Consider the following 13,936-nt stretch of genomic DNA (forward strand, 5'->3'; position numbering starts at 1 on the left):
GAGGAGAGAATCCTAAGGTGTGCGAGAGAACTCTGGTTAAGGAACTCGGCAAAATGACCCCGTAACTTCGGGAGAAGGGGTGCTTTCTTAACGGAAAGCCGCAGTGAATAGGCCCAAGCGACTGTTTAGCAAAAACACAGGTCTCTGCGAAGCCGTAAGGCGAAGTATAGGGGCTGACACCTGCCCGGTGCTGGAAGGTTAAGGAGAGGGGTTAGCGTAAGCGAAGCTCTGAACTGAAGCCCCAGTAAACGGCGGCCGTAACTATAACGGTCCTAAGGTAGCGAAATTCCTTGTCGGGTAAGTTCCGACCCGCACGAAAGGTGTAACGATTTGGGCACTGTCTCAACCAGAGACTCGGTGAAATTATAGTACCTGTGAAGATGCAGGTTACCCGCGACAGGACGGAAAGACCCCGTGGAGCTTTACTGTAGCCTGATATTGAATTTTGGTACAGTTTGTACAGGATAGGCGGGAGCCATTGAAACCGGAGCGCTAGCTTCGGTGGAGGCGCTGGTGGGATACCGCCCTGACTGTATTGAAATTCTAACCTACGGGTCTTATCGACCCGGGAGACAGTGTCAGGTGGGCAGTTTGACTGGGGCGGTCGCCTCCTAAAGTGTAACGGAGGCGCCCAAAGGTTCCCTCAGAATGGTTGGAAATCATTCGTAGAGTGCAAAGGCATAAGGGAGCTTGACTGCGAGACCTACAAGTCGAGCAGGGACGAAAGTCGGGCTTAGTGATCCGGTGGTTCCGAATGGAAGGGCCATCGCTCAACGGATAAAAGCTACCCCGGGGATAACAGGCTTATCTCCCCCAAGAGTCCACATCGACGGGGAGGTTTGGCACCTCGATGTCGGCTCATCGCATCCTGGGGCTGTAGTCGGTCCCAAGGGTTGGGCTGTTCGCCCATTAAAGCGGTACGCGAGCTGGGTTCAGAACGTCGTGAGACAGTTCGGTCCCTATCCGTCGTGGGCGTAGGAAATTTGAGAGGAGCTGTCCTTAGTACGAGAGGACCGGGATGGACGCACCGCTGGTGTACCAGTTGTTCTGCCAAGGGCATAGCTGGGTAGCTATGTGCGGAAGGGATAAGTGCTGAAAGCATCTAAGCATGAAGCCCCCCTCAAGATGAGATTTCCCATAGCGTAAGCTAGTAAGATCCCTGAAAGATGATCAGGTTGATAGGTTCGAGGTGGAAGCATGGTGACATGTGGAGCTGACGAATACTAATAGATCGAGGACTTAACCATATAATATGAAGCAAATGTTATCTAGTTTTGAAGGAATATGCCTTCATAGTTTGGTGATGATGGCAGAGAGGTCACACCCGTTCCCATACCGAACACGGAAGTTAAGCTCTCTAGCGCCGATGGTAGTTGGGACCTTGTCCCTGTGAGAGTAGGACGTCGCCAAGCAAGCTTAAGACGAGTCAGAATGACTCGTCTTTTTTGTGTTTATTTTTATTTACCAAATGTCATAATCCATAAATTTAATAACGCCAAAAATGAAAAAAGAATGAAATAGAGACTGTTTAAAATAATGGCAATGATTTTTGGTGTTCCTGATTTTCCGACTGCCCTAAAATAATACTTAAGAACAGGAAACATTATTTCTATTATAAGTATATATTTTAAAAAATGAGAGTAGAAAAAATGGGATGATATAAATAAGTATTCAATCATTATAGCAATTACTGCGATAGAGAAAAATAAATAAGATAATAGCATAGTTATTTTTTTTCACGGTTATTCTCCCCCTAAAAATTAAATCGCTATAATATAAGTTCTATTGATGTATAGAGAATAAGAGTTTATATACTTTTATTAAAATGTACTGAAGTACCATATAAACAATTGTACGTAAAATAGATCTCTAGAAATATATATTCTAATTCCCTTTCCTTCTTGCATATAGTTGCAATTCTTCTTTTGAATATAACTAAAACACGAACGTTATTGGTAACTAGTAAAAAAACATTCGATTATTTATTGACATTGTTTATAAAATATTGTTAATATAGCCATAGAAACAATAATATATAAGACCTCATATAATCGCGGGGATATGGCCTGCAAGTCTCTACCTAACGACCGTTATTCGTTAGACTATGAGGGAAAGTCACTCGGTATTTTTCTATTCACAAGGGATACGTATGCCTGAGTAGAGCGCTTTCTCTCATAGTAAAAGAGAAACTGTTCTATTTCAGGCTTTTTTTATTTGAATCGGGGGGATTCTAATATGAAATCACTAGTTGGAGTCATAATGGGAAGTACGTCAGACTGGGAAACAATGAAATTTGCTTGTGACATTTTAGATGAATTAAATATACCGTATGAGAAAAAAGTTGTATCCGCTCATCGGACTCCGGATTATATGTTTGAATATGCAGAGACGGCTCGTGAACGTGGATTGAAAGTTATTATTGCTGGAGCTGGTGGAGCAGCGCATTTACCAGGAATGGTTGCAGCGAAGACAAATCTTCCTGTAATTGGCGTTCCAGTTCAATCAAAAGCGTTAAACGGATTAGATTCATTATTATCCATCGTCCAAATGCCAGGAGGGGTTCCAGTTGCAACTGTTGCAATTGGTAAAGCTGGTTCAACAAATGCTGGATTACTTGCTGCACAAATACTTGGATCATTCCATGATGATATACATGATGCATTGGAATTGAGACGAGAAGCGATTGAAAAAGATGTGCGTGAAGGTAGTGAGCTAGTATGACGAGAATCATTTTACCTGGAAAAACAATCGGCATTATTGGAGGCGGCCAGCTTGGAAGAATGATGGCATTGGCAGCTAAGGAGATGGGATATAAAATTGCTGTTTTAGATCCTACAAAGCATTCACCATGTGCACAAGTTGCTGATGTTGAAATTGTTGCACCATATGACGATTTAAAAGCAATTCAGCATTTAGCAGAGATAAGTGATGTTGTCACATATGAATTTGAGAATATTGATTATAGATGTTTACAATGGCTTGAAAAACATGCTTACTTACCACAAGGTAGTCAGTTGTTAAATAAAACGCAAAATCGTTTTACAGAAAAGAATGCAATTGAAAAAGCCGGGTTACCGGTAGCGACGTATAGATTAGTTCAAAATCAAGAGCAGCTTACTAAAGCGATTGCTGAGTTATCATATCCTTCCGTCTTAAAAACAACGACAGGTGGATATGATGGGAAAGGGCAAGTTGTTTTAAGAAGTGAAGCTGATGTTGAGAAGGCACGAAATCTTGCGAATGAAGCAGAATGCATTCTAGAAAAATGGGTGCCTTTTGAAAAAGAAGTATCAGCTATTGTCATTCGTAGTGTAAGTGGTGAAACGAAAGTGTTTCCAGTAGCGGAAAATATTCATGTGAATAACATTTTACATGAATCTATCGTTCCAGCTCGCATTACAGAAGAACTTTCTCAAAAAGCAATTGCTTACGCAAAGGTACTTGCGGATGAATTAGAACTTGTGGGAACACTAGCGGTAGAGATGTTTGCTACAGCTAATGGTGAGATTTACATTAATGAATTAGCACCAAGACCTCACAATTCAGGACACTATACACAGGATGCATGTGAAACGAGTCAATTTGGTCAACATATTCGAGCAATCTGTAATTTACCTCTTGGAGAAACAAATTTGTTAAAACCAGTTGTCATGGTAAACATTTTAGGCGAACATATAGAAGGGGTCCTAGGACAAGTGAATAGATTAACCGGGTGCTATTTACACTTGTATGGAAAAGAAGAAGCAAAAGCGCAGCGAAAAATGGGGCATGTTAATATTTTAAATGATAATATTGAAGTCGCTCTAGAAAAAGCGAAGAGTTTGCATATTTGGGACCATCAAGAACAACTGTTGGAGGGAAAAAGATGATTAATCGTTATACACGCCCTGAAATGGGTGCTATTTGGACGGAAGAGAATAAATTTAAAGCATGGTTAGAAGTTGAGATTTTAGCTTGTGAAGCATGGGCTGAGCTTGGCGATATTCCAAAAGAAGATGTTAAAAAAATTCGTGAGCATGCATCATTTGATATTGATCGTATTTATGAAATTGAAAAAGAAACACGTCATGACGTAGTTGCTTTCACTCGTGCTGTATCAGAAACACCAACATTAGGTGAAGAACGCAAATGGGTTCATTACGGTTTAACATCTACAGACGTAGTAGATACAGCTTTATCTTACATCTTAAAACAAGCAAATGAAATCTTGTTAAAAGACTTAGAAAACTTCGTTAGCATTTTAGCTAACAAAGCGAAAGAGCATAAATACACGATTATGATGGGAAGAACGCACGGTGTTCATGCAGAGCCAACGACATTTGGTTTAAAACTTGGTCTTTGGTATGAAGAAATGAAACGTAACGTAGAGCGTTTCAAACAAGCTGCGGATACAGTTCGCGTTGGTAAATTATCTGGTGCAGTTGGTACATACGCGAACATTGATCCATTCGTAGAAAAATTTGTTTGTGAAAACTTAGGATTAGAAGCGGCACCAATTTCAACACAAACATTGCAACGTGATCGTCATGCACATTACATGTCAACACTTGCGCTAATCGCAACATCTATTGAAAAGATGGCAGTTGAGATTCGTGGTTTACAAAAGAGTGAAACACGTGAAGTTGAAGAGGCTTTCGCAAAAGGTCAAAAAGGTTCTTCTGCAATGCCACATAAACGTAATCCAATTGGATCTGAAAATATGACTGGTTTAGCTCGTGTTATCCGCGGTTATATGATGACGGCTTACGAGAATGTTCCATTATGGCATGAGCGCGACATTTCTCACTCTTCAGCAGAACGCGTAATTCTACCAGATGCTACAATCGCATTAAATTACATGTTAAATCGCTTTGGTAATATCGTTAAAAACTTAACTGTATACCCGGAGAATATGAAACGCAATATGACAAGAACATACGGCTTAATTTACTCTCAGCGCGTAATGCTTACACTAATCGACAAAGGTATGGTACGTGAAGAAGCTTATGATATCGTACAGCCTAAAGCGATGGAAGCTTGGGAAACACAAGTACAATTTAAAGAGCTTGTAGAAGCTGATGAGCGTATTACGAGCAAATTAACGCAAGAGGAAATTAACGAATGCTTCAACTATGAGCATCATATGCAACATGTTGATACAATCTTTGAACGCCTAGGATTAAACGAAGCGTAAAATTTTATATGGCACAGAATAGAGTCATTCTGTGCCATTCTTTATAAAAAAATTATTCACATTTTTCAAACTACAGGGGGCTTGCGAAATGCAAAAGCTAGAATTGCTGTATGAAGGTAAGGCAAAAAGAATTTATCGTACAGAATCAGCAGATATGGTTTGGGTAGAGTACAAAGATAGTGCGACTGCTTTCAATGGGGAGAAAAAAGAGACGATTACAGGAAAAGGTCGTTTGAACAATGAGATTACAACTTTATTGTTCAGAAAGTTACAAGAAGTAGGAATAAAAACACATTTTATTGAGAAGTTATCTGAAACAGAGCAACTTGTAAAAAAAGTGAGTATTATTCCTTTAGAAGTTGTCACAAGAAATGTAATTGCAGGAAGCCTTTCAAAGCGATTAGGAATGGAAGAGGGAACTGTACTTGCAGAACCAATCGTAGAATTTTACTTCAAAGATGATGATTTAGGAGATCCGCTTGTAACGGAAGATCATATTCGTGTATTAAATGTTGCGTCACCAGAGCAAGTAAGCGTATTACGAGATATGGCTCTACAAATCAATCAAGTATTGATTGAGCATTTCGCAAGCTGTCGTGTAAGATTAGTAGATTTTAAATTAGAGTTTGGTGTAACGGAAGAAGGAGAAATCATATTAGCGGATGAGATCTCACCAGATACTTGCCGTTTATGGGATGAAACGAGCAATGAAAAGTTTGATAAAGACGTATTCCGTCGCGATCTTGGAAATTTAACAGAAGCTTATGAAGAGATTTTAAAACGTTTAGGGGGAATTTCACATGTATAAAGTTAAGGTATATGTAACGTTAAGAGAAAGCGTATTAGATCCACAAGGAACAGCAGTAAAAGGGGCACTTCATAGTCTTTCATTTACAGAAGTACAGGATGTTCGAATCGGAAAGTACATGGAACTAACAATTGATAAATCTGTATCTGACCTTGACGCAAAGGTAAAGGAAATGTGTGAAAAATTATTAGCAAACGTTGTAATGGAAGACTTCCGTTATGAAGTTGAGGAGGTTGTCGCACAGTGAAATTTGCCGTAATAGTATTTCCGGGTTCGAACTGTGATGTCGATATGTTCCATGCAATTAAAGATGAGCTTGGTGAAGAAGTAGATTACGTTTGGCACGATAAAGAGAATTTAGATGAATATGATGCAATTTTACTACCTGGTGGATTCTCTTACGGTGACTATTTACGTTGTGGTGCTATTTCTCGCTTTGCTAACGCAATGAAAGCAGTGCAAAAAGCTGCTGAGCAAGGAAAACCAATTTTAGGAGTGTGTAATGGATTCCAGATTCTTGTTGAATCAGGATTACTACCAGGAGCACTAATAAGAAACGAAAACTTAAAATTTATGTGTCGCACGGTTCAGTTACGTGTTGAAAATAACGAAACGATGTTTACATCACAATATGAAAAAGATGAAGTAATCAATATTCCAATTGCACATGGTGAAGGGAATTACTATTGTGATGAAGTAACTCTTAAACAATTAGAAAAGAATAATCAAATCGCATTCCGTTATGTAGAAAATCCGAATGGTAGCGTTTCAGATATTGCTGGTATTGTAAATGAAAAGGGAAATGTACTTGGTATGATGCCACACCCAGAGCGTGCTGTAGATGAATTGCTTGGTGGTGCTGAAGGGTTAAAAGTCTTTCAATCTATCTTAAAACAGTGGAGGGAAACATATGTCGTTAATGCTTGAACCAAATCCAACACAAATTAAAGAAGAGCGTATATATGCGGAAATGGGGCTAACAGACGAAGAGTTTGCCATGGTTGAAAAGATTCTAGGCCGTTTGCCGAATTATACAGAAACAGGTTTATTCTCTGTAATGTGGTCTGAACATTGTAGTTATAAAAATTCAAAACCAGTTCTTCGCAAGTTCCCAACAACAGGTGAGCGTGTCCTGCAAGGCCCTGGAGAAGGCGCTGGAATTGTAGATATCGGTGATAATCAAGCGGTTGTATTTAAAATGGAAAGCCATAACCATCCTTCTGCTATTGAACCATATCAAGGAGCAGCAACAGGCGTTGGTGGTATTATCCGTGACGTATTCTCTATGGGAGCACGTCCAGTAGCTCTATTAAACTCACTTCGCTTCGGTGAACTACAATCACCACGTGTGAAATATTTATTCGAAGAAGTAGTAGCAGGAATCGCAGGATACGGTAACTGCATCGGTATTCCTACTGTTGGTGGCGAAGTACAATTCGATCCATGTTACGAAGGAAATCCACTTGTAAATGCAATGTGCGTAGGTTTAATTAACCACGAGGATATTAAAAAAGGGCAAGCACACGGTGCTGGCAATACAGTAATGTACGTAGGAGCATCAACTGGTCGTGACGGTATTCACGGTGCAACATTCGCATCTGAAGAACTATCTGAAAGCTCAGAAGCGAAACGTCCGGCAGTTCAAGTAGGAGATCCATTTATGGAGAAACTTCTTATCGAAGCATGTTTAGAACTTATTCAGTCTGATGCACTTGTTGGAATTCAAGATATGGGAGCTGCTGGTTTAACTTCATCTTCTGCAGAAATGGCAAGTAAAGCAGGTATGGGTATTGAAATGTACTTAGATGATGTACCACAGCGTGAAACGGGAATGACACCATATGAAATGATGCTATCTGAATCACAAGAGCGTATGTTAATTGTTATCAAAAAAGGTAGAGAGCAAGAAATAGTAGATTTATTTGAGAAGTATGGTCTTGCAGCAGTTACGATGGGGAAAGTAACGGAAGACAAAATGCTTCGCTTATTCCATAAAGGTGAAATGGTAGCTGAAGTACCAGCAGATGCTCTTGCAGAAGAAGCGCCAATTTATCATAAACCATCAAAAGAAGCAGCATACTTTGCTGAGTTCCAGCAGATGAAAGTGGAAACACCGCAAGTAGAAGATTATAAAGAAACGTTATTCGCTTTACTACAACAACCGACAATTGCAAGTAAAGAGTGGGTATATGATCAATATGATTATCAAGTACGCACAAGCACAGTTGTTACACCAGGTTCAGATGCAGCGGTTGTACGTGTACGCGGTACAGAAAAAGGATTAGCAATGACGACAGATTGTAACTCTCGCTATATTTACTTAGATCCAGAAACGGGCGGTAAAATTGCAGTAGCAGAGGCAGCGCGTAATATCGTATGTTCTGGTGGAGAGCCACTTGCAATTACAGATTGCTTAAACTTTGGTAACCCAGAAAAACCGGAAATCTTCTGGCAAATTGAGAAATCGGTAGATGGTATGAGTGAAGCTTGTCGCACATTACAAACGCCAGTTATTGGCGGAAACGTATCGATGTATAACGAGCGTAGTGGTGAAGCGGTATATCCAACACCGACTGTTGGGATGGTTGGTCTTGTCCATGATTTAAAACATGTAACAACACAAGAATTTAAGCAAGCTGGCGATTTAGTGTACGTAATTGGAGAGACGAAAGCTGAATTTGGTGGAAGTGAATTACAGAAAATGGTCCACGGCAAAATTTTCGGCCAATCACCAAGTATCGATCTAGATGTAGAATTAAAACGCCAAAAACAAGTATTAGAAGCAATTCAAGCTGGCCTTGTTCAATCGGCACATGATGTTGCTGAAGGTGGTTTAGCAGTTGCAATTTCTGAAAGTGCAATTGGTGCTAACGGTTTAGGTGCTACTGTGAAATTAGACGGTGAAGCAACGGCGGTATTATTTGCGGAATCACAATCTCGCTTCGTTCTAACTGTAAAACGTGAAAACAAAGAAGCGTTCGAGAAAGTCGTCGAAGCAATTCAAGTTGGAGCAGTGACAGATACAAATGAGGTAACAATTCATAATGAAGAAAATGAAGTATTACTTACAGCAAATGTAGATGAAATGAGACAGGCTTGGAAAGGGGCAATCCCATGCTTGCTGAAATAAAGGGGTTAAATGAAGAATGTGGCGTCTTTGGAATTTGGGGGCATGAAAATGCGGCACAAGTTTCGTACTACGGATTGCACAGTTTGCAGCACCGTGGGCAAGAGGGCGCAGGCATTGTTGTAAATAATGGGGAAAAAATCGTCGGTCACAAGGGATTAGGTTTAATATCGGAAGTGTTCTCAAGAGGTGAGCTAGAAGGATTGAACGGAAAATCAGCAATCGGACACGTACGATACGCGACGGCTGGTGGAAGTGAAGTAGCTAACGTTCAACCATTATTATTCCGTTTTTCTGATCATAGTATGGCATTAGCTCATAACGGAAATTTAATTAATGCAAAAATGCTTCGCCGCGAATTAGAGGCAGAGGGAAGTATTTTTCAAACGAGTTCAGATACAGAAGTACTTTTACATCTTATTAAGCGTAGTACGAAAGATTCTTTAATTGAAAGTGTAAAAGAGGCACTAAATAAAGTGAAAGGTGCGTTTGCATACCTTTTACTAACTGGGAATGAAATGATTGTTGCGCTAGATCCGAATGGGTTCCGTCCTCTTTCAATTGGAAAGATGGGTGATGCTTACGTTGTAGCATCAGAAACATGTGCTTTCGATGTAGTAGGTGCAACATACATTCGTGATGTAGAACCGGGTGAATTACTTATCATCAATGATGAAGGAATTCACGTAGATCGTTTTACAAATGAAGTAGATCATGCAATTTGTAGTATGGAGTACATTTACTTTGCGCGTCCGGATTCTAATATCGCTGGTATTAATGTCCACGCAGCACGTAAAAACATGGGGAAACGTTTAGCGGCAGAAGCTCCTATTGAAGCTGATGTTGTTACTGGTGTACCAGATTCTAGTATTTCAGCTGCGATCGGTTATGCTGAGGCGACAGGTATTCCATATGAGTTAGGATTAATTAAAAATCGTTACGTTGGACGTACGTTTATTCAACCTTCTCAAGAACTGCGAGAGCAAGGGGTAAAGATGAAGCTTTCCGCAGTAAGAGGTGTAGTTGAGGGGAAACGAGTTGTTATGATTGACGACTCTATCGTAAGAGGAACGACAAGCAAACGAATTGTTCGTATGCTTCGTGAAGCTGGAGCGACAGAGGTTCATGTAAGAATTGCTTCACCGCCTCTAAAATATCCATGTTTCTATGGTATTGATATTCAAACGAGAAAAGAATTAATTGCAGCAAATAATACAGTAGAAGAAATCCGTGAAATGATCGGAGCGGATTCTTTAACATTTTTAAGTGAAGATGGATTAGTAGATGCAATTGGACGTCCATATGAAGGGAAATATGGCGGCCTATGTATGGCTTACTTCAATGGAGACTATCCAACAGCTCTTTATGATTATGAGCAAGAGCTTTTAGAAAGTATGAAATAAGAAAGTGAAAAAAGCTTCTACTTCTTTTGATGTAGAAGCTAGCTTCTTTCTTAAAAACGGCCGCCCTGGATGGGGAGAAATTAAAAGACGAGGTGTAAATAACGATGGCGAATGCATATAAGCAAGCAGGAGTAGATATTGAAGCTGGATATGAAGCGGTATCTCGCATGAAAAAACACGTACAAACAACAATGAGAAAAGAAGTACTAGGCGGTTTAGGCGGTTTTGGAGGTATGTTTGATCTATCAAAATTTGCATTAGAAGAACCTGTATTAGTATCTGGAACAGATGGCGTGGGAACAAAATTGATGCTCGCTTTTATGGCAGATAAACATGACACAATTGGTATTGATGCAGTAGCGATGTGTGTAAATGATATTGTTGTCCAAGGGGCAGAGCCGCTTTTCTTCCTTGATTATATTGCTTGTGGTAAAGCTGAACCTAGTAAAATTGAAAACATCGTCAAAGGTATATCAGAGGGCTGTCGCCAAGCTGGTTGTGCATTAATTGGTGGGGAAACAGCTGAAATGCCAGGAATGTATTCTACGGAAGAATACGATTTAGCTGGTTTTACAGTTGGGATTGTTGATAAAAAGAAAATTGTAACAGGTGAAAAGATTGAAGCTGGTCATGTATTAATTGGCTTAGCATCTAGCGGTATTCATAGTAATGGTTACTCTTTAGTACGAAAAGTGTTACTAGAAGATGGAGAACTATCTTTAGATCGCATTTATGGACGCTTAGAACTACCTCTTGGTGAGGAGTTATTAAAACCAACGAAAATTTATGTCAAACCTATTTTAGAACTATTGAAAAAACATGAAGTGTACGGTATGGCTCATATTACAGGTGGTGGATTCATTGAAAATATTCCACGTATGTTGCCAGAAGGAATTGGTGCTGAGATTGAACTTGGATCTTGGGAAATTCAGCCGATTTTCAATTTGCTTCAAGAAGTTGGGAAACTAGAAGAGAAAGAAATGTTCAATATTTTTAACATGGGTATTGGTATGGTAGTAGCGGTAAGGGAAGAAGATGCAAAAGATATTGTTCGTCTTCTTGAAGAGCAAGGAGAAACAGCTCGTATTATTGGTCGTACTGTACAAGGGGATGGCGTTATCTTCAATGGGGGCACAGCACTATGAGTAGATTAGCAGTTTTTGCTTCTGGAAGCGGATCTAACTTTCAATCTCTCGTTAATGCGGTAGAAGAAAAGAGATTGGATGCAGATATTAGTTTATTAGTATGTGATAAACCAGAAGCACGCGTTATTGGACGGGCACATTATCATCATATCCCATGTTTCGCTTTTTCAGCGAAAGCATATGAGTCAAAAGAAGCATTTGAAAAAGAAATATTAAAGAAGCTAGAAGAGTATGAAATTGATTATGTTATTTTAGCTGGATATATGCGTTTAATTGGGCCAACTTTACTAGAAGCATATGGCGGGAAGATTATTAACATTCATCCATCACTACTACCGAGTTTCCCAGGGAAAGATGCTGTCGGTCAAGCGTTAGAAGCAGGTGTGAAAGTAACTGGAGTAACAATTCATTATGTAGATGCAGGTATGGATACAGGTCCAATTATTGCGCAAGAAGCAGTAGTTGTTTCTGAAGGTGATACGAGAGAAAGCTTACAAAAGAAAATTCAACAAGTTGAACATAAATTATACGTAAATACAGTGAATCAAATTGTTCAGTCTGTGAAAGAACCAACTGTTAACTAACATACAACCAGGGGTGAAGGATAAATGAAAAAGCGTGCATTAGTAAGTGTTTCAGATAAAACAGGAGTAGTAGAATTTGTTAAAGGTTTACTAGAACAAGGGATTGAAGTTATTTCAACAGGTGGTACGAAAAAATTACTAGAAGAAAATGGTTTACAAGTAATCGGTATTTCTGAAGTAACTGGTTTCCCAGAAATTATGGATGGCCGTGTAAAAACATTACATCCAAATATTCATGGTGGTCTATTAGCAGTTCGTGATAATGAAACACATGTAGCGCAAATGAATGAATTAGGCATTCAACCAATTGACTTTGTTGTTGTTAACTTATACCCATTTAAAGAAACAATCGCTAAGCCTGATGTAACATTTGCTGATGCAATTGAAAATATTGATATTGGTGGCCCAACAATGATTCGCTCTGCTGCGAAAAATCATAAATTTGTATCGGTAATCGTAGATCCAGTAGATTATGATGTTGTATTAGCAGAACTGAAAGAGAACGGCGAAGTAAAAGAAGAGACGAAACGTAAATTAGCAGCGAAAGTATTCCGTCATACAGCGGCATATGATGCGTTAATTTCTAACTACTTAACAGAACAAATGGGTGAAGAAAGTCCAGAAACGTTAACTGTGACGTTTGAGAAAAAGCAAGACTTACGTTATGGAGAGAACCCACATCAAAAGGCTACTTTCTATAAAGCACCATTTGCTGCAACTTCTTCTGTTGCATATGCAGAACAATTACATGGTAAGGAATTATCTTATAACAATATTAATGATGCAGACGCAGCGCTTAGCATCGTAAAAGAATTTACAGAACCAGCAGTAGTAGCGGTAAAACATATGAATCCATGTGGCGTTGGAGTAGGAACTGATATTCACGAGGCATATACTCGTGCTTATGAAGCGGATCCAGTATCAATCTTCGGCGGTATTATTGCAGCAAATCGTGAAATTGATAAAGCTACAGCAGAAAAGTTACACGAAATTTTCTTAGAAATTGTTATCGCTCCTTCGTTCTCGCAAGAAGCTTTAGAAGTGTTGCAAAGCAAGAAGAACTTACGCTTACTAACTGTAAATATTGAAAAAGCGACAAGTGCAAGCAAAAAACTAACTTCTGTACAAGGTGGTCTTCTTGTTCAAGAGGAAGATACGTTATCATTAGATGAGAACACAATTTCAATTCCAACGAAACGTGAACCATCAGAGCAAGAGTGGAAAGATTTAAAACTAGCTTGGAAAGTTGTAAAACATGTGAAATCAAATGCAATTGTTTTAGCGAATGATAACATGACGGTTGGTGTAGGCGCGGGACAGATGAACCGTGTAGGCTCTGCAAAAATTGCAATTACACAAGCTGGCGAAAAAGCACAAGGTAGCGCACTTGCATCTGATGCTTTCTTCCCAATGCCAGATACAGTAGAAGAAGCAGCAAAAGCTGGTATTACAGCAATTATCCAACCAGGTGGATCAATTCGTGATGAGGATTCTATTAAAGTGGCAGATAAGTATGGGATTACGATGGTGTTCACTGGCGTACGTCATTTCAAACACTAATAGAGGATGTCTAAAAGGTCCGGTCGAGATAATCTTCGCATGTCGTCGTTGCAATGCCAGTGCGGTACTCATGTAGGAAAACTATACTCCGTATCCTCTTGGAAAATGCGCCTCGACCTGCTCGGTTCTCTCGATC

The 13,936-nt window shown here is 39.6% G+C and carries 12 protein-coding genes, 2 rRNA genes and 1 riboswitch (1 of these 15 cut by a window edge); of the genes, 13 read left to right on the top strand and 1 reads right to left on the bottom strand.

What is annotated here, in order from left to right; all coding sequences use genetic code 11:
• Both F0362_RS01735 and rrf read left to right on the top strand, forming a co-directional pair.
• Positions 1 to 1,247, top strand: a 23S ribosomal RNA gene (locus F0362_RS01735); it begins 1,675 nt to the left of the window's first position.
• Between the two features lie 49 nt (positions 1,248 to 1,296).
• Positions 1,297 to 1,412: ribosomal RNA gene (rrf, locus tag F0362_RS01740) — 5S ribosomal RNA — on the top strand.
• A 45-nt stretch (positions 1,413 to 1,457) separates the two neighbouring features.
• On the opposite strand, the gene F0362_RS30775 is transcribed toward rrf, so the two are convergent.
• Positions 1,458 to 1,724 carry a hypothetical protein gene (locus tag F0362_RS30775; protein WP_000927496.1) on the bottom strand — a complete coding sequence of 89 codons (267 nt, stop codon included), beginning with the start codon at positions 1,722 to 1,724 and terminating at the stop codon, positions 1,458 to 1,460.
• 299 nt (positions 1,725 to 2,023) lie between these two features.
• Positions 2,024 to 2,125: riboswitch (purine riboswitch) on the top strand.
• 110 nt (positions 2,126 to 2,235) lie between these two features.
• On the opposite strand from F0362_RS30775, the gene purE reads away from it, so the two are divergent.
• The 11 genes from purE to purH all read left to right on the top strand — a co-directional run bounded on the left by purE (position 2,236) and on the right by purH (position 13,800).
• Positions 2,236 to 2,721, top strand: a complete 486-nt coding sequence (gene purE / locus F0362_RS01750; RefSeq protein WP_000839361.1) for a 5-(carboxyamino)imidazole ribonucleotide mutase — start codon at positions 2,236 to 2,238, stop codon at positions 2,719 to 2,721.
• The gene (gene purK, locus F0362_RS01755; RefSeq protein ID WP_000196786.1) at positions 2,718 to 3,869 is read left to right on the top strand and encodes a 5-(carboxyamino)imidazole ribonucleotide synthase; all 1,152 of its coding nucleotides are present in this window, start codon (positions 2,718 to 2,720) and stop codon (positions 3,867 to 3,869) included. Before purE ends, purK begins: the two co-directional genes overlap by 4 nt.
• The gene (purB, locus tag F0362_RS01760) at positions 3,866 to 5,173 is read left to right on the top strand and encodes an adenylosuccinate lyase (protein WP_000610752.1); all 1,308 of its coding nucleotides are present in this window, start codon (positions 3,866 to 3,868) and stop codon (positions 5,171 to 5,173) included. Before purK ends, purB begins: the two co-directional genes overlap by 4 nt.
• Positions 5,174 to 5,261: 88 nt before the next feature.
• On the top strand, positions 5,262 to 5,981 hold the full coding sequence (gene purC / locus F0362_RS01765) for a phosphoribosylaminoimidazolesuccinocarboxamide synthase (protein WP_061529454.1): 720 nt from the start codon (positions 5,262 to 5,264) through the stop codon (positions 5,979 to 5,981).
• On the top strand, positions 5,974 to 6,228 hold the full coding sequence (gene purS, locus F0362_RS01770; protein WP_000278820.1) for a phosphoribosylformylglycinamidine synthase subunit PurS: 255 nt from the start codon (positions 5,974 to 5,976) through the stop codon (positions 6,226 to 6,228). Before purC ends, purS begins: the two co-directional genes overlap by 8 nt.
• The gene (purQ, locus tag F0362_RS01775) at positions 6,225 to 6,908 is read left to right on the top strand and encodes a phosphoribosylformylglycinamidine synthase subunit PurQ (RefSeq protein ID WP_000666769.1); all 684 of its coding nucleotides are present in this window, start codon (positions 6,225 to 6,227) and stop codon (positions 6,906 to 6,908) included. The genes purS and purQ overlap by 4 nt, the downstream gene beginning before the upstream one ends.
• Complete coding sequence (gene purL, locus F0362_RS01780; RefSeq protein WP_000055552.1) at positions 6,892 to 9,111, top strand: phosphoribosylformylglycinamidine synthase II; 2,220 nt, start codon at positions 6,892 to 6,894, stop codon at positions 9,109 to 9,111. The genes purQ and purL overlap by 17 nt, the downstream gene beginning before the upstream one ends.
• The gene (gene purF / locus F0362_RS01785; RefSeq protein ID WP_000879031.1) at positions 9,096 to 10,511 is read left to right on the top strand and encodes an amidophosphoribosyltransferase; all 1,416 of its coding nucleotides are present in this window, start codon (positions 9,096 to 9,098) and stop codon (positions 10,509 to 10,511) included. The genes purL and purF overlap by 16 nt, the downstream gene beginning before the upstream one ends.
• Before the next feature lie 104 nt (positions 10,512 to 10,615).
• Positions 10,616 to 11,656 (top strand): phosphoribosylformylglycinamidine cyclo-ligase, encoded by a 1,041-nt coding sequence (purM, locus tag F0362_RS01790; RefSeq protein ID WP_097927524.1) that lies wholly within the window; start codon positions 10,616 to 10,618, stop codon positions 11,654 to 11,656.
• On the top strand, positions 11,653 to 12,240 hold the full coding sequence (gene purN / locus F0362_RS01795) for a phosphoribosylglycinamide formyltransferase (RefSeq protein WP_000088570.1): 588 nt from the start codon (positions 11,653 to 11,655) through the stop codon (positions 12,238 to 12,240). The genes purM and purN overlap by 4 nt, the downstream gene beginning before the upstream one ends.
• Positions 12,241 to 12,264: 24 nt before the next feature.
• Positions 12,265 to 13,800 carry a bifunctional phosphoribosylaminoimidazolecarboxamide formyltransferase/IMP cyclohydrolase gene (purH, locus tag F0362_RS01800; RefSeq protein WP_000745414.1) on the top strand — a complete coding sequence of 512 codons (1,536 nt, stop codon included), beginning with the start codon at positions 12,265 to 12,267 and terminating at the stop codon, positions 13,798 to 13,800.
• Positions 13,801 to 13,936 lie beyond the last annotated feature (136 nt).

It is taken from the genome of Bacillus sp. BS98 (assembly GCF_008432245.1).
Classification (GTDB): Bacteria; Bacillota; Bacilli; order Bacillales; family Bacillaceae_G; genus Bacillus_A; species Bacillus_A toyonensis.